The organism is Sorangium sp. So ce176 (assembly GCF_051519835.1).
Classification (GTDB): Bacteria; Myxococcota_A; Polyangia; order Polyangiales; family Polyangiaceae; genus Sorangium; species Sorangium cellulosum_G.
The window spans coordinates 951,353-966,672 of the sequence record NZ_CP150371.1 but is presented as its reverse complement, the minus strand read 5'-3'; the positions used below and the strand labels follow the sequence as shown (position 1 = coordinate 966,672).

The window sequence follows — 15,320 nt, the reverse complement described above, 5'->3', positions numbered from 1 at the left end:
TTCACCTGCGTCAGGCCACTGTCGCGCCGCCTCCGGCCGCCTCGCCCCCGCCGCGCGGCTCTTCTCCCGGCTCGTCCGGCGTCCGCGTCCCCCGCAGCAGGAGCAACCCGGCGAGGCTCACCACGATCGCGCCGGCCGTGAGGCTCCACGGCACCGCTTCCTCGATGACGCCCTGCGTCCACGGCGGCTTGAAATAGAGCAGCGTCACGGCGATCCCGTTGTTCAGGGCGTGGAGGAGCGCCCCGGCCAGCACCGAGCCGGTGCGGTGCCGCGCGTAGCCGAGCGCGAGCCCGAGCGAGAACGTCGGCAAGAGCCTGTACACCGAGCCGTGGGCGAGCCCGAAGAGGAGCGCCGACACCCCGATCGCCACCGCGGGCCCGGCGCGGCGCAGCCCCGCGTAGACGAGGCCGCGGAACAGGAGCTCCTCGCAGACGGCCGGCGTCACGGCGACGAGCAGCAGCACGACGAGGTACGGCTGCCCGCCGAGCAGCACGAGCTCGCCGAGCTCGCGGGCGAAGCGCTCCGGCGCGGGGAACCACCGGAGGACGGTGCCGCCGAGCGCGATCCACGCCGACACGCCGAGGAGCAGCGCCCCGGCGAGGCCCCGCACCGAGGGCGGCCGGAGGCCGAGCGTCGCCCGCGGCGCGTAGCCGAAGCCCGCGACCAGCGCGAGCGTCGGCAGAAGGAAGAAGCCGACCTGCGAGACGGCGAGCTGGACCGCCACGCTGGCGCGCTCGATGAGCAGGCTGCCGTAGAAGAAGAGCACCTGCACGCCCGCGAACGCCGCGAGCGAGAAGCCGACCGTCGGCGTCCCGCCAGCCCGGCGCCCGAGGCCCAGCACCGCGCTCGCCGACTCGTGGCCCCCGAGGAGCACGCTCTCGCGCGCGAAGACGCGCGCGGCGAAGAGGAGCGCGAGGCAGGCGTAGAGCGCCGACGAGATGAGCGCCGCGAAGAGGAGATCGACAGGCGCCTCCCCGAGGAACAGCGCCTTGATCAGCACCGCGATGTTGAGCACCGGCGCGTAGGCGGTCCACGGGTTGAGCTCGACGATCGGCAGGGCCGTGATGCCGGCGAGCAGCGAGAGCGGCAGGTACGCCGGCATGAGCGCGTTCTGGCCGTCCTTGAAGTCCTTCGCGAACACGGCGAGCGCGAGGAACAGCGCCGAGAACAGGAGCGTGACCGGCACGAGCAGCACGAACGTCAGCGCGAAGATCCAGGGATCGACGACCATCACGTCGGGCAGCATCCGGCTGACCGTGAGCGACAGGCTCACCACGTTGCCGAGCGCCGTGAGCAGGGAGATGACCCACACGGCCAGGAACTTGCCCGAGATGATCTCGATCGATCGCACCGGCGCGCACAGGAGCGTCTGCATCGTGCCGCGCTCCTTCTCGCCCGCCGTGAGATCGATCGCCGGCAGGAAGCTGCCGAGGAGCGACATCAGGATCAGCATCATCGGCATCATCGAGCCGAGGATCTGGCCGACCTTGCGGCTGTCCGGCGCGACGTCGCGCGGCACGACGTCGTAGGCGCTCGAGAACCCCTCGGGCAGCCCGCGCGCCGCCTCGCGATCCGCGACGATCGCCCTGCGCGCCCGCCGCAGCGCGCCCTCGAGGCGCGCCTCCGCCATGGCCGAGTCGGCGCGGACCGAGTCGAAGTAGATCGCGACGGCGCCCTTCCCGCCGCGCTCCAGCTCGGCCCGCAGCGTCGGCCACGGGATGAGCACCGCGTCGACCTTGCGCTCGCTGACCGCGGCGCGCGCCGCGGCGAGCACGGGGTTCTCCGGCTCGGTCCACCGCGGCCGCTCGTCTTGCCCCTCCTCCTTGTCTGGCTCCGGCTCCGCTCCGGCCTCCGGGTCCGCCGGCGGCGCGAGCGCCCCCGAGGCGAGCCCCTCGCGCACGTCGGCGGGCGCGCCCTCCCACGGCGCGAGCTCGATCTTGCCCGCCGACGCCAGCCGCTCGCGCAGGTCCTCGGCGAGCTCTCCCCACACAGCGATCCGCGACGAGCGCGCCTCGCGCGCCGCCACCTCGGAGCCGATGAGCTTGCTCATCCCGAGCGCGAACAGCGGGTAGAGCAGGACCGGGATGACCAGCAGGCGCACGAGCGTGCGTCGATCCCGGAGCGACTCGACGAGCTCCTTGCGCAGGATGGTCCAGACGATGGCGAGCCTCACGGCGCCTCCCCTCCCCCGGCCGGCGCGCCGGCGCGCTCCGCCGCATCGCCCGCCCCGCGCGAGCGGCTCCGCGCCGCGTGATGGAGAAAGGCGTCGGTCAGGTTCGTGGTGGCCGTGCGCTCGAGCAGCTCCGGCAGCGCGCCGGTGTCGGCGATGCGCCCCTCGTGCAGGAGGGCGATGCGATCGCAGAGGTACTCGGCCTCGCCCATGATGTGCGTCGAGAAGAGGACGGCCTTGCCCGCGGCGCGCTCGCGCCGGATCGACTCGACGATGAAGCGGCCGCTGAGGACGTCGAGCGCGGTCGTCGGCTCGTCGAGGATGAGCACCTCCGGCTCGTGGAGAAAGGCGCGCGCGATGTTGGCGCGCTGCTTCTGCCCCGCGGACAGCGTGCTGCACGGCCGCGAGGCGAACGCGTCCATCTCGAGGTCGGCCACCAGCGCGTCGATGCGGCGCGAGAGCGCTGCCTCGCTCATGCCGTACAGCCTGCCGAAGTAGCGGAGCACCTCGCGGGGCGTGAGGCGCTGGTAGAGCTGGGTGTCGCCGGACAGAAAGCCGATGCGCTGCTTCGCCTCGAGCGGCGTCGCCGCGAGGTCGACGCCGCCGATGAGGACGCGCCCCGCGGTCGGCGACAGGATGCCGGCGAGCATCCGCAGCGTCGTCGTCTTGCCCGCGCCGTTCGGCCCCAGGAGGCCGACGACCTCCCCGGGGCGCACGGCGAGGTCGATCCCGTCCACGGCCGTGAAGTCGCCGAACCGCTTCACCAGACGCTCGGCGAGGAGTGCGGCGCGCATGGCGGCATGTCCTATCCGGTCCGCAGCAGCGCGCAAAGCGCTGGTTCCGCCATCGTCCGCCGGACCTCGGAGGAGCGCCCCGGCGCGCCGCCCCTGATCACGCCGGCCGGCCGTGTCCTCCGGGCGGCCGCTTCTCCGCACGCGCTGCTCGACTCGCGCCGCGGACTCCCTACACTACCCGTCGAGCCCTCATGGATCCGAGCACCTCTTCCATGCCCTACCGCAATCGCACCACGACGGAGCGGGCCCAGTGTCCCTGCGGACACGGCCGTGATCACTACATGGTGAGCGCCGAGGCGGAGTATCGCGTCCTCGGCTACATCCAGCTCGCCTTCGGGATCTCGGCCCGCCCGACCAGGGTGAAGTACAGATGCCGGCGCTGTGACACGGTCTTCTCGACGACCATCGATCCTGCGGTCCTCGACAAGCACTACTGACGCCGAGCAGCAGATGATCGACATCCACACCTCGCCGGCGACCGCCTGCGGCCGACGGGCTCCATGAAGGGTCGCGTGCTCATCGTCGCCGGGTCCGACTCGGGCGGCGGCGCCGGCATCCAGGCGGACCTCAAGGCGGTCACCGCGCTCGACGCGTACGGCGCCACGGCGATCACCGCGCTCACCGCCCAGAACACCCGCGGCGTCGCCGCCGTGTTCCCGGTCCCGCCCGACTTCATCGGCCGCCAGATGGAGCTCGTGCTCGACGACATCGGCGCGGACGCGATCAAGACCGGCATGCTCCACTCGGCCGAGGTCATCGACGAGGTCGCGCGCGTCTACGAGCGCCTCGGCCGCGGCGCGCCGCTCGTTGTCGACCCCGTGATGGTCGCCAAGGGGGGCGCGCGGCTGCTGGAGCCCCAGGCGGAGGGCGCCCTGCGCCGCCGCCTCCTGCCGCTCGCCGCGCTGCTCACGCCGAACATCCCCGAGGCCGAGGCGCTGACCGGCACGGTCATCGACAGCGTGGACGCGATGCGCCGCGCCGCCGCGCAGCTGCTCGCCATGGGCCCGCGCGCCGTGCTGCTCAAGGGCGGCCACCTCCCGGGCGCGACGGTCGTCGACGTCCTCCAGACCGCGCCGGAGCCCGGCGCGCTCGGGGCCACGGCGGGCGAGCGGCTGTTCGAGGACGCGCGCATCGAGACGCGGGCCACCCACGGCACGGGCTGCACGCTCGCCTCGGCCATCGCGGCCGGCCTGGCCCAGGGCCTCGCCCTCGTGCCCGCGATCGCGCGCGCGCGCCGCTACCTCCGCGAGGCGATGCACGCCGCCCCCGGGCTCGGCCACGGCCACGGCCCGCTGAACCACGCCCACACGGTGCGGCCGTTCTCCTGAACACGGCGCGGCGAGCCCCACGCTCCTGTGGAGGACCGCGCCGCGCGGCCCCTCGAGGCCCGAGCCGCGCGCGCTTCCCCGCGCCTCCCGCGCCGCCCGCGCCGCCCGCGCGGCGTCCCCGCGGCGCGCCGGACGGGCCAGCCGCAGCGTCCGTGCAACGACTCGTTGCGCCCGGGGCTCGAATGGACGACCCTGCGCGCAGTCCGTATCGGCGTGCCGGCGCCTCAGCTTCGGCGCCGGCGCGGAGCTCTTCCTCACCCTTTGTGCGCCCGTGGCCGTGACCAAAGATCCCCTCCCTCCCATCGACGTCGGCACGGTCATCAACGACCGGTACGAGGTCCTGAAGAGCATCGGCAAAGGCGGCATGGGCGAGGTGTTCTTGGCCTTCGATCGCCTGACGCAGCAGCAGGTTGCGCTCAAGGTGGTGCCCGAGGCCTCCGCCATGCCGGGCGACGACGAGGCCCTGCGGCAGGAGGTGATCCTCGCGCAGAAGGCTCGCCACCCGAACGTCTGCCGCGTGCACGACCTCGCGCCGAGCCCGTGGGGGCCCATCCTCGTGATGGAGTACATCCCCGGGCAGACGCTCCACAACCACATCCGCAAGCGCAAGGCGGCCGGCGGGTTCAGCGCCGACGAGTTCCGGAAGATCTCGACCGACGTCTGCGCGGGGCTCGCCGCCATCCACCAGCAGGGGCTCGTGCACGGCGATCTGAAGCCCGGCAACGTGATGGTCGCCGACGATCGCGCCGTCATCCTGGACTTCGGCTTCGCGAAGGAGCGCGCGCGCGCGGCCGTGCGCAAGCCGGGGGCGCCGCCGGACGGCGGCACGCCTCACTACATGTCGCCGGAGCGGCTGCGCAACGGCGGCGCGAGCCCCGAGGACGACGTCTACGCCGCGGCGCTGACGCTCTGGGAGATGTGGACCTGCCGCGTCCCCGAGCCCGGCTACAAGCCGCGGCTCAAGACGATGAAGCAGCAGATCACCTTCGACGTGCCTGCCGCGCTCACCAACGACGAGATCAGGCAGATCTTCCGCGCGCTGAACCCGGATCCGCAGATGCGCCCGCAGGCGCGGCACATGCGGTTCTTCAACCCGACGCAGACAACGACCGCGCCGATCCAGCTCCCGCGCGAGCGCATCGACCCCGGCCCCGCGCCCGGCCGGGCCATCAAGACGCAGTTCACCCCCGGCGCGCAGTCGCTGCTCATCACGTACGCCACGAACGCGCCCGACAGCGTCTCGATCCTGTTCCCCCTGCAGAAGCCGGTGCTCTCGATCGGCCGGCGCAGCGATCAGGATCTCGTCCTGGCCGAGGCGACCGTCTCCGGGTCGCACGCGCTGCTCCGGTGGCAGACGGGCTCCTGGCTTGTCGAGGACCTGAACAGCACGAACGGCACGTACGCGGACTTCCCCTTCGAGCGCAAGGCGCAGGTGTCGCTGCTCCACGGGGCCGAGGTGCAGCTCGGCGAGTGCCGCCTCATGGTGGTCACGTTCGGACCGGACTCCCCGCACCACGACAAGGCGAAGCGCTACCTCGCGCGGCGCGACGGCCTCACGGGGCTGCTCGTGCGCGAGCACCTGATGAAGGCCATCGATGAGGACGGCTTCTTCGCCGAGTGGGCCGAGGTGCCGATGCAGATCGCGCGCTTCGAGCTCCGCGGCCAGAACGGCCTCGTGAGCCTGCGGCCGACGATCCTCGAGATGCTCGCGCTGCGCAAGGCCGCGCTCCAGGTCGTCGATCTGACGCAGACGCTGCTGCTCAGCCTGACGCCGGCCGCGGCCGGCCGCACCGGCCCGCTCACGTTCGTCGTCTCCATCGTGGGGCCCAACCTCGACGAGGCGCAGCACGTTGTCGAGCAGGTCGTCGCGCAGGTGCAAGGCACGCTGCCCGAGACGCTCGAGCTGACCGCGACGCTCGTGAAGTGCGAGCCCGGCCGCCCCGCCCGCACGCTGATCGACTGAGGGCCTGCCGCGCAGCGCGGGGGCCCTCACGCTGCGCGGCCTCTCGCGCTGAGCCGCCGCGCGGTCGCGCGAGCGCTCACCGCAAGGGACCGCTCCCACGCCGGAGCGGAAGCGCGCCTACTGGGACGATCCGCCGCAGGCGTCGCTCGATGCGGCGGCGCGCTCGAGCACCACCTGGCCGACCGACTTCCGGACGTCGATCTCCCCCTGCCAGATGAGCTCCGCGCTGCCCTGCGCGTCGACCACGTCGCGCAGCAGCCGCACGAAGACCTTCCCCGGGGCGACCTCCGGAATCGCCACCGTGAAGTCGAACGCGCAGACAGCGTCGCATCGCGGGTTCGCCGCGTCGGGCTCGTCCCGCTCGGTGATCTCGTAGATGCTGTCGATCCGCTCGACGTGCATCGCGCGCTGGCCGCAGCAGTTGAGGAGCAAGCGGCTGTCCGCGATCGTCAGGGCTCCGCTCGACCGGTCGTAGCGCCAGCGCAGCACCTCGCTGCTGCAGTAGCTCTCATCCCCCTCGACCGCGAGCCTGCGCTCCGGATCGACGAATCCGCCGGCCTCGCTCACGACCCCCACCCGGGCGGGCTCCGTCTCCAGGCACGCGCCGAGAAGAAGCAGCGATCCCACCGTTGCAAGCGCCGTACAGACCCCCACGTAGCTCATGCCCAGACTTCCTTGCTGTCCTGCCACACTGTCAAAATACGCCCAAAATGAATTCCAAGGGCTTTTAAATAAGGACGTCCGGCGCGCTCTCCGCAGCGATGCCTCGGACGCAGCCTCAGGTCAGCGAACGCATGGGCCGCCCGCGCACCGCACCCCGGAGCAGCCGCACGCACATGCGCATGGGTTGTACTCGTTTCTCTTCCGACTGTCCAGGCACTCGTGGTAGAGTGCGAGCGGTTCTCCGACCATCAACGTCATGGTCGGTTGACCTGCCCGGTCATCCCACCGCTCGTCGGTGTCGGCAGCTCAGCCCACGACCCCTTGCCTGTCGTGTCGGACTCGGGACCTGACGAGGGACGCGGGAGCCGCGGTCACCGTGCGGCGACGGTCGTGGGGCGGCGGCGCGGCGGGATCTGCTCCTGGCAGCCGGCATCGGCGGGGAAGTCGTCGAGGACCACCGCGCCCGCGGCCACGTCGAGATCGAGAGAGCCGCTCCAGACAACGGCCGGGCCGCCCTGCTGATCGACGACGTCGCGCAGCAGCTTCACGTAGACCTCGCCCCGCGGGACGTCCTGCACGCCAACCGAGAGGTCGAATGCGCACTGCTCCTGGCAGCGCCCCTCGGCGCCGTCCGGCTCGTCGCGCTCGGTGACCTCGTAGAGGCTGTCGATCCTCTCGACGTGGATCGCGCGTTTGCCGCAGCAATCGAGCATCAGCCGGGAATCCGCGAGCCGCAGCGTCGAAGCGGCCTCGTCGTATTGCCAGCGCAGCACCTCGGCGCCGCAATAGCCCCCGTCCTCCGCCGAGGCGAGCCGGAGCCCCGGGTCCCGGAAGCCCCCCTGCTCGCTGATCCTGGTTTCTTGAACCGCCGCTGCCGAGCTGCAGCCACCAACGCAGCAAGCTCCCGCGATCGCAAGGGCGGTCCAGATGCGGCTCGACACCATGCTCTCCTCCATTTCTGTTTCGCTCGCTGACCGGGGCGGCTTGCTGCAATTTTCCAGCCAACTCTCCCGTGAGCAGTCCGGAGGCTAACCGCGACCGACGCAGCGGGCCAAAGAAGCGGAATGGCGGTCGCGGCATCGCCTCGCGTCGCGCTCCGCACCGACCCGCCGGAGCGCGCAGGAACTGCCCACCTTGAAGACGTGTCCAGGCAGAAGAAGTTGCTGAGAAACGAGACCGCCGCGGCGCCAGTGGTGCGGGCGCTCACCGGCGCGGAGCGCGCCGGATGTCCACGCCTCGCCTCTCGGCCGACGTGGTTTCCGAGGAACAGGAGCGCTCGGCAGATCGAGCGTGCCGGACGCCTTGATGCGGCGTGCAGCGGCGGCGCGCCGTGCGCCGCGCCTGCGCACCGCCGGGGGCTCGACGTCGGTCGGCGGCCGCGGCGGCCACGGACAGCGCCGCCGGTCGGGTCAGTTCTTCGCTTCGACGGCCTTGCCGGGCGGCAGCGGGTCCCAGCGGAGCGAGTCGCCGAGCAGGTTGGAGATCCGCTTCGGGCGCTGCCCGTCGACGCGCATGATGTAGAGACCTGGCCCCTCCCCGGATGTGCGCGTGGAGAAAAACGCCACAAGTCGCCCGTCGGGGCTGCAGGCCGGGTATCCGTTCCGGCCCTGATTCTGGGTCAGCCGCGCGAGGCCGCCGCCCATCTCCCCCGAAACGACGAGGTCGGTGTTCTTTCCGACGCCCACGGCGTAGACCGCCTTCACCCCGTCGGGATGGTTGCAGAACGTCGGCGCCGACGCGAAGAGCCCGTCCGGCGAGATCGCCTTGCCGCCCACGTAGATGCGCTGTCCGTACCTGCCCTCGCCGGAGAAGGCGAGCTTGCCGGTCGGCGAGAACGCCGGGTGGAGCGCCATCCCCACGTCGGACGCCGGCTTGATGCTCTGGAAGTCGGGGCCCGAGAACAGCTTGATCGTCGACCCCACCCCGATGCTGAGCGCCACCTGGGACCGGTCCTTCGAGAACGCGATGCCATAGACCGAGCCCTTCACGGGCAGCGAGATCGGCCCGCCCGCCGTCGTGAAGATCTTGTACTCGTCGCCCTTCACGCTCGCCGCGTAATGCAGCTGCTCGTTCTTCCCGAACACGGGGGCGATGGCTGTCTGATCGGGCGGCGAGATGGCCCTGGCGTCGTGGCCGTCGGCGTCGATGGTGAAGACGCGGCGCAGCGAGCCGGAGCCCGAGGCGAACGTCATGTGGCTGGCGAAGCCGCCGTTCTGGCCGGTGAGGGCGCCGATGAGCTGGTCCGCCACCCGGTGCGACTCGAAGCGCACGTCGCGGAGGGGCACGATGAACCTCTTGTCGAACACCGGGGCCTGCCCGCGGTTCACGAGGAACGCCTGGCCGACGAGCTCGGCCTTGTCGGGGCCGACCTTCTTGCCACGCACGCTCACGACCGCCTCGACCCCCTTCGCGGACCACGCCTTCACGTCCACCGGGCTGTCGGAGAGGTAGAGGCCGTCCGGCGCGGCGCTGTCGGGCAGCACCTCGAACTCGCCGCACAGCTCGAGGTCGCGCCGGACCACGCTGTGGAGCGTGACGTCCTCGGGATCGGAGACGAGCGACGGCAGGACGCCGATCTTCGGGAGCGGGCGCGACGCGCCGGCCACGACAGTGATGTGGCCGAGCAGCTCGTCCGGGTTGGGCGGGGCCGTCGAGGCCGGCGCCTGCGCGGGAGAGGGCGCCTGCGTCGGAGCAGGCGCCTGGGCTGGAGCAGGGGGGGCAGCGAGCGCGGCGGCGGCGAGCGCCAGGGCGCCGAGGGCGTATCGAGCTAGTCGCATGTGTTCTCCCTACAGACGAACGTGACGCTCACCTGCTTCTGCCCGAGATCGGGATAGTTCTCCGGCGGCGGCGGCAACGCCTGCCCCTTCGCCCCCTCGAGCGTCGCCTGCGCGGCCGCGTCGAACACGGGATTCCCGCTCGGCGTCAGCGTGTAGCTCACCATCTGCCCGTCCGACAGGACGATCACCGCGCGCGGCCGGTGCTTCGTGAGCTCCTCGGGCGGGAGCCCCGAGCCGCTCACGCGGAACCTGCTCGAGAACCAGCCCGCGATGCGGGCCAGGTACAGGTCCACCGCGCGCGCCTTGAGGGGGTCGGTCTCCGTCCCCTCCTTCACGCCGTCCGCATGCCCCTCCTGGTCGACGTTGGGGGCCTCCCCCGCGTCGGTCTTCGGATCGAGCTCGATGTCGACCTGCTTGGCGATCTCGGCGTCGGGCGGCGGCGGCGCGGTGCCCGCGTCGGCGACCTTGACCTCCGGGGGCGGGATGTCCTTCTCGGTCTTGCCCGCGTCCGGCGACACGAACGCCTTCTGCTCGACGCGCGGCTTGGGCGTCTGGCGCACCCACCGGTCCGGCAGCTTCATCCGGTCCCGCTTGCCGCCCAGCTTGAGCAGCGGCGTGTCCATGTCGAGCACCGGGACGACCTTCACCGGGACGCTCGGCCCCTTGTCGATCTCGGGCGCGACAGCGGTCTGCGAGAGATCCGCCAGGCTGATCGCGACGGCCGCGCCCGCCTGCACGGCGACCGCGACAGCGACAGCGATCGCGATGTCCCGCGGGCGGAAGTCGCTCCTCGGCCGGCGCTGCCCTGACGGCATCCTCGGTCCTGGCGCGCGCGCCGCGGCCGTGCTCACGGCGTCGCCCCGCCCGGCCGCGCCGCCCCCTTGGCGTTGCCCGTCGCCGCCCCGCCGGGCTGCGGCGGCGACGCGCCCTCGGGCTCGAGCTCCGGCTGGACGAGGAGGTTCAGCCCCTCGACCCCGGCGGCCCGGGCGGCGGCGACGACCCGCGCCACGGCGCCGTACCGGGCGTCCTTGTCGGCGCGGATGTAGAGCTCCTTCTCCTTCTGCACGCGGCCGTTCGAGGCGAGCACGCCCTCGATGTCGGCGGTCGCGTCGTCCTCGCCGAAGAGGATCTTCTCTTCCTTCGTGATGGTCACGACGAGCTTCGTGTCCTTGGTCGGCGCCTCCTCGGCGGAGACGTTCGGCAGCTCGACCCGGAGCCCGGCCGTGAGCAGCGGGGCGGTCACCATGAACACCACGAGGAGCACGAGCATCACGTCCACGAGCGGCGTGACGTTGATCTCGCTGAAGCCGCCGCCGCGCCGCCTGCGCCCCCCTCCGCCCGACATCGCCATGATCGGCCCTGCCCCTCAGCTCTTCGGCATCACCGGCGTGGGCCGGTCGCTCGACCGCTGGAGCGCCAGCGGGATGGACTCCTGCATCCCCCGCGCGACGGCGGAGATCGACGCGATCTCCACCCAGCCCTCGCTCGAGGCCTCCAGCGCGGAGAGCAGGTCGTCGATGCGCTTGTTGATCGCGTTGTAGGCGATGACCGCGGGGATCGCGGCGAACAGCCCGATCGCTGTCGCGATGAGCGCCTCGCCGATGGCCGGGGCGACGACGGGCAGCGACGCGCTCTTCTGCTGCCCGATGCGGAGGAACGCGTCCATGATCCCGTAGACGGTGCCGAACAGGCCGATGAACGGCGACGCGGCCGCGATCGAGGAGAGCGTCGGCATGAGCGAGCTCGCCCGCTGCGTCTCGGTCACGATCGCGCGCTTCGCGATGGAGTCGAGCAGCTTGCTGGTCCCGACGCGGCGGCTGAGCTCCAGCACCACGCGGGCGCCCGGCGCGTCGGCGTGCCGCTGCGCGAGCGCGAAGAGCTGATCGGGCGAGTGGGCCTGGGCCGACTCCTGCTCGAACCGCGCCTGCTGCGAGGACAGCCGGGCGAGCTGGAGGACCTTGAGGACGGCGATCACCCACACGAGGATGGCCGCGAAGATCAGCAGCCAGACGACCAGGAAGACGGGACCGGAAGCGTGGAGGATCAGGGAGACGGGATCGAGCTTGATCGGGACCGCCGTCGCCGCCTCGGGGACGCTTTGCTGGAAGGCCATATCGATCTCTTCGGTCAGGGAATCGGCTCGTCAGGGGATCCGCAGGCGGCCCCGTTCAGTGCGGTTTGCGGCAGCGGCCCCCTCCGTCGCCCGGGGGACCGGCCGCGGCCCTCTCTTCACGTCGTCAACGCCGCGCGGGCCACGCGCGGGAGGCAGCGCCGCGTCGATCGCGCGGGCCGCGCCGGGCTCACTCCGCCAGCAGGATGTCGACTTTTCGGTCGCGCGCCCAGCCCTCTTCGTCCGTGCCGGTCGCCTCGAACTCGCCCTTCGACGAGGTCGCGATGCGGCCCTGCTCGACGCCCTTCGTGCTGAGGTACTCCGCGACGCTGCCGGCGCGCTTCTGGCCGAGGCCCAGGTTGTACTCCGTCTCACCCCGGGGATCGGCGTGGCCGATGAGCTTCATCCCCTTGCCCTTGAGCGGACCCGAGGCGAAGCAGCGCGCGAGCGCGTCGAGCGCGCTCGCCGCCTCGCCCTCGATCTGCGTCGAGTCGAACGCGAAGCGGGCGGTCGGCAGATCGCCGCAGGCCTTCAGGATCTTGTCATCGATACGGATCGACCCGCTCGTCGGCTTCGCTGTGTCCTGCTTCGGGGCAGGCGCGGGCGGCGCCGGCGGGGGAGGCGCGACATCGCCGCCGACGTTCGGCGGCGGCTGCGGATCGGAGCCACAGCCGGCCGCCAGCGCTGCGAGCGGCGCCAAGACCACGAGGATCAACGCAGGCAGTTTTGTCATGGGCATGCCGTTACCACGCCGCGGAGCGCGTTGCAGCATTTTGAGCGGGCGCTGGCGGGCCGGCGCGCCGGGTTGTTGAGCATTCCTGTAAAGTGCCGCGATGCATCGCCCGGACCTCGCGCGGAAATATTTGGACCACCAACGATCTGAGCGGCCTCGCGCCCCGAGAATCCGGGGCGCCGCGGTCCTCTTGCTCGGCGTCGCGGCGGCGACGGTCGCGCTCGCCGCGCCCGCCGCGGCGCGGGCCGAGGTGCCGGTGAAGCGCACGTTCTTCAAGCTGCCGTCGTCGAACGGGTTCGGCGCGGTGCTCCTCGACCTCGGCCAGGCGCGGCTCACCCACTTCCGCGAGCACCTGTTCGGCACCGAGGAGCCGCGCCTCGACGAGCGCGGCGATGAGGTCTGGGTCGGCAACCAGCCGCAGGTCGTGCCCACGCGCGATCTGCTCTACGACGCGTACTTCGGGCTGCGCTCCGAGGGGAAGCAGCGGTGGCTGACCGAGGTCCCCGTCGACCTCGACGCGAGCGGCTACGCCGGCTGGACCGAGGGCCAGCGCGGCGGCACCGGCGTCGTCACGATGGTACAGCGGGTCGGCAACCTCGAGTGCACGCAGTTCTTCTTCGCGCCGCAGGGCCTCGAGCAGGCCGGCTTCGTGATGGCGATGCGGGTCCAGAACCGGGGCGACGTGGCGGCAGAGGACGTGGCGGCCTTCTCGCTGCACAACCTCCACCTCGGCTTCGGGCGCCCGGGCGTGATGGCCGACATCGGCGAGTCGGGCGAGACCGTCGCCTATGACGGGGGCGAGGGCCGGCGCGACTTCCTCGAGCGCGCCTTCGCGGGCGTGGTCGTCGCGCGCGCGCTCGAGCCGGCCGCGCGCCACGGCGCCTCGAGCGCGAGCAGCCCGCCGGACCTCGACGTCTACCGGATCGTCGAGGCCGGCGCCGTCGCCGACCTGCCGGACCTCGACGGGGCCGCGCCCACCGCGGACGGCTCCGTGAGCGCGTTCCAGTGGGACCTCGGCAGCATCGGCCCCGGCGAGGCGCGGTGGGTCGGCGTCGTGTTCGCGCACCACGGCGACCCCTCGGGCGCGGCGGACCCGAGCGTGCAGGGCGCCCTCGACGCGTACCTCGGCGCGAAGGGCGCGGCCGAGGTCGTCGCGGACGAGATCGCGGCGTACCGCGCGTTCCAGGGCGCGATCCAGGTGCCGCCCACGACGACGGTCGAGGAGGAGGTCCTGCTCCGGCAGTCGGCCGTGATGCTCCGGATGGCGCAGGCCCGCGAGAGCCACGCGTTCCTGCGCGAGCACCTGACGCAGGACGGCGAGCCGCGCGCCACGCGCTTCGGCACGACGCTCGGCGGCCAGCCCGCCGCGCTGCCGGCGACGGTCGCCCACCGCGGCCGCGGCGCCGTCCTCGCGAGCCTCCCGCCCGGCGAGTGGACGGTCGCCTGGATCCGCGACGGCGCCTACGCCACCGTGGCGATGGCCGCCCTCGGCATGAAGGCCGAGGCGCGCGACGCGCTGGGCTACTACCTCGGCGCGGAGGCGGGGCGGTTCCAGGACTGGAACGAACTCGCTCCGTACGACATGCCGCCGTACCAGATCAGCCTGGTGCGCTACCACGGCTTCGGGGTCGAGGAGACCGACTTCAACGCCTTCGGCCCGAACCTGGAGTTCGATGGGTTCGGCCTCTTCCTCTGGGCGCTGCGCCAGTACGAGGAGCTCACCGGGGACACGGCGTTCGTCGACGAGCACTGGGCCACGGCGTCGGGAAAGGTCGCGGACGCCCTCGTCGCGCTGATCGATCCGGAGACGGGCCTCATCCGGAAGGACTCGTCGATCTGGGAGACGCACTGGAACGGGCGCGAGCGCTCGTTCGCGTACACGAGCATCACCGCGGCGCGCGGGCTGTGCGACGCGGCGGACATCGCGGAGCGCCGCGGGGAGGCCGACCGGGCCGCCGGGTACCGCGGCGCCGCGAACCAGCTGCGCGCCGCGATCGCCGCGCGGCTCACGGACGCCTCGGGCGCGCTCGGCGCGAGCCTGGAGGAGGTCGAGGCCGGCGCGGGCTACTGGGACGCGGCGGTGCTCGACGGGATCGCGATGGGCCTGTTCGATCCGCGGGGGCGCATCGCCGCCGCCACGCTGGCCGGGCTCGACGAGCACCTGCGCGCCCCCGCGGGCGCGGGGTGGTCGCGGAACGACGATCGCACCGATCACGCCGGCGCGGACGACCTGAGCCCCTGGGGCAGCGAGTACGACAGCGCCGAGTGGGTCGTGACCGATCTGCGCGGCGCTGTCGCCGCGCGGCTCATGGGGGACGACGCGCGCTCGGACCGGCTGCTCCGGTGGGTGCTCGACCAGTCGGCGGCGAACTACCTCGCCATCGCGGAGACCTACGACGAGACGAGCGGCGCCTACAAGTTCAACGCGCCGATGATCGGGTTCGGCGCGGGCGTCTATGCGCTCGCGCTCGCGGCGCGCGACGGGCTGGTCGTCGGACCGGCCTGCGGCGCGTACTTCGACGAGGGCGACACGAGCGGCAGCGCGGGGGGCGGGCCCGCGAGCGGCGCCGGCGGCACCGGCGGCGCCGGCGTCGCCGGCGGAGGAGGCGGCAGCGGCGGCGCTGGCGGAGGAGGCGGCAGCGGCGTGCTGGACGACGCCGGCTGCGGGTGCCGGCTCGCACCCACCGAGGGCGCAGGGCGATGGCCGCTGCTCGCGGCGGCCGCCGCCGCGGTGGGCCTCGCGCGGCGGAGGCGCGCGGGGGCGCGGCGTTGACGTCGGCCG

The 15,320-nt window shown here is 72.7% G+C and carries 13 protein-coding genes; 4 read left to right on the top strand and 9 right to left on the bottom strand.

Annotated elements, in window-relative coordinates; genetic code table 11:
• Positions 1-10: 10 nt before the first annotated feature.
• Positions 11-2,173, bottom strand: coding sequence for an ABC transporter permease subunit/CPBP intramembrane protease (locus WMF42_RS03620; protein ID WP_437690179.1), 2,163 nt, complete (start codon positions 2,171-2,173; stop codon positions 11-13).
• Positions 2,170-2,964, bottom strand: coding sequence for an ABC transporter ATP-binding protein (locus WMF42_RS03615; RefSeq protein ID WP_061610982.1), 795 nt, complete (start codon positions 2,962-2,964; stop codon positions 2,170-2,172). The genes WMF42_RS03620 and WMF42_RS03615 overlap by 4 nt, the downstream gene beginning before the upstream one ends.
• Positions 2,965-3,176: 212 nt before the next feature.
• On the opposite strand from WMF42_RS03615, the gene WMF42_RS03610 reads away from it, so the two are divergent.
• The 3 genes from WMF42_RS03610 (at position 3,177) to WMF42_RS03600 (ending at position 6,255) form a co-directional block, all read left to right on the top strand.
• Positions 3,177-3,401, top strand: coding sequence for a hypothetical protein (locus WMF42_RS03610; protein ID WP_061610993.1), 225 nt, complete (start codon positions 3,177-3,179; stop codon positions 3,399-3,401).
• A gap of 63 nt (positions 3,402-3,464) precedes the next feature.
• Positions 3,465-4,292 (top strand): bifunctional hydroxymethylpyrimidine kinase/phosphomethylpyrimidine kinase, encoded by an 828-nt coding sequence (thiD, locus tag WMF42_RS03605; RefSeq protein ID WP_061610983.1) that lies wholly within the window; start codon positions 3,465-3,467, stop codon positions 4,290-4,292.
• Between the two features lie 277 nt (positions 4,293-4,569).
• A complete protein-coding gene (locus WMF42_RS03600; protein ID WP_233562154.1) occupies positions 4,570-6,255 on the top strand; it encodes an FHA domain-containing serine/threonine-protein kinase in 1,686 nt (561 codons plus the stop codon).
• A 117-nt stretch (positions 6,256-6,372) separates the two neighbouring features.
• Here the strand turns inward: WMF42_RS03600 and WMF42_RS03595 are convergent, their stop codons facing one another.
• The 7 genes from WMF42_RS03595 to WMF42_RS03565 form a co-directional block, all read right to left on the bottom strand.
• Positions 6,373-6,918 carry a hypothetical protein gene (locus WMF42_RS03595; protein WP_061610985.1) on the bottom strand — a complete coding sequence of 182 codons (546 nt, stop codon included), beginning with the start codon at positions 6,916-6,918 and terminating at the stop codon, positions 6,373-6,375.
• Between the two features lie 371 nt (positions 6,919-7,289).
• Positions 7,290-7,862, bottom strand: coding sequence for a hypothetical protein (locus WMF42_RS03590; protein WP_233562155.1), 573 nt, complete (start codon positions 7,860-7,862; stop codon positions 7,290-7,292).
• 465 nt (positions 7,863-8,327) lie between these two features.
• A complete protein-coding gene (locus WMF42_RS03585) occupies positions 8,328-9,695 on the bottom strand; it encodes a PD40 domain-containing protein (RefSeq protein ID WP_061610987.1) in 1,368 nt (455 codons plus the stop codon).
• Entirely contained in the window at positions 9,686-10,510 is an 825-nt protein-coding gene (locus tag WMF42_RS03580; RefSeq protein WP_233562156.1) for a TonB C-terminal domain-containing protein, read from the bottom strand. Before WMF42_RS03580 ends, WMF42_RS03585 begins: the two co-directional genes overlap by 10 nt.
• A 32-nt stretch (positions 10,511-10,542) precedes the next feature.
• Positions 10,543-11,046 carry a biopolymer transporter ExbD gene (locus WMF42_RS03575; RefSeq protein WP_061610989.1) on the bottom strand — a complete coding sequence of 168 codons (504 nt, stop codon included), beginning with the start codon at positions 11,044-11,046 and terminating at the stop codon, positions 10,543-10,545.
• A 15-nt stretch (positions 11,047-11,061) separates the two neighbouring features.
• Positions 11,062-11,808, bottom strand: coding sequence for a MotA/TolQ/ExbB proton channel family protein (locus WMF42_RS03570; protein WP_061610990.1), 747 nt, complete (start codon positions 11,806-11,808; stop codon positions 11,062-11,064).
• Between the two features lie 187 nt (positions 11,809-11,995).
• Positions 11,996-12,538, bottom strand: a complete 543-nt coding sequence (locus WMF42_RS03565; protein ID WP_233562158.1) for an OmpA family protein — start codon at positions 12,536-12,538, stop codon at positions 11,996-11,998.
• Between the two features lie 190 nt (positions 12,539-12,728).
• On the opposite strand from WMF42_RS03565, the gene WMF42_RS03560 reads away from it, so the two are divergent.
• On the top strand, positions 12,729-15,311 hold the full coding sequence (locus tag WMF42_RS03560; protein WP_437690174.1) for a glycoside hydrolase family 15 protein: 2,583 nt from the start codon (positions 12,729-12,731) through the stop codon (positions 15,309-15,311).
• The last annotated feature ends 9 nt before the right edge of the window (positions 15,312-15,320 follow it).

Coding starts and splice junctions, on each gene's coding strand:
- WMF42_RS03615 (WP_061610982.1), bottom strand. CDS start 2,964: ATGCGCGCCGCACTCCTCGCCGAGCGTCTGGTGAAGCGGTTCGGCGAC.
- WMF42_RS03610 (WP_061610993.1), top strand. CDS start 3,177: ATGCCCTACCGCAATCGCACCACGACGGAGCGGGCCCAGTGTCCCTGC.
- thiD (WP_061610983.1), top strand. CDS start 3,465: ATGAAGGGTCGCGTGCTCATCGTCGCCGGGTCCGACTCGGGCGGCGGC.
- WMF42_RS03595 (WP_061610985.1), bottom strand. CDS start 6,918: ATGAGCTACGTGGGGGTCTGTACGGCGCTTGCAACGGTGGGATCGCTG.
- WMF42_RS03590 (WP_233562155.1), bottom strand. CDS start 7,862: ATGGTGTCGAGCCGCATCTGGACCGCCCTTGCGATCGCGGGAGCTTGC.
- WMF42_RS03585 (WP_061610987.1), bottom strand. CDS start 9,695: ATGCGACTAGCTCGATACGCCCTCGGCGCCCTGGCGCTCGCCGCCGCC.
- WMF42_RS03580 (WP_233562156.1), bottom strand. CDS start 10,510: ATGCCGTCAGGGCAGCGCCGGCCGAGGAGCGACTTCCGCCCGCGGGAC.
- WMF42_RS03575 (WP_061610989.1), bottom strand. CDS start 11,046: ATGGCGATGTCGGGCGGAGGGGGGCGCAGGCGGCGCGGCGGCGGCTTC.
- WMF42_RS03570 (WP_061610990.1), bottom strand. CDS start 11,808: ATGGCCTTCCAGCAAAGCGTCCCCGAGGCGGCGACGGCGGTCCCGATC.
- WMF42_RS03565 (WP_233562158.1), bottom strand. CDS start 12,538: ATGACAAAACTGCCTGCGTTGATCCTCGTGGTCTTGGCGCCGCTCGCA.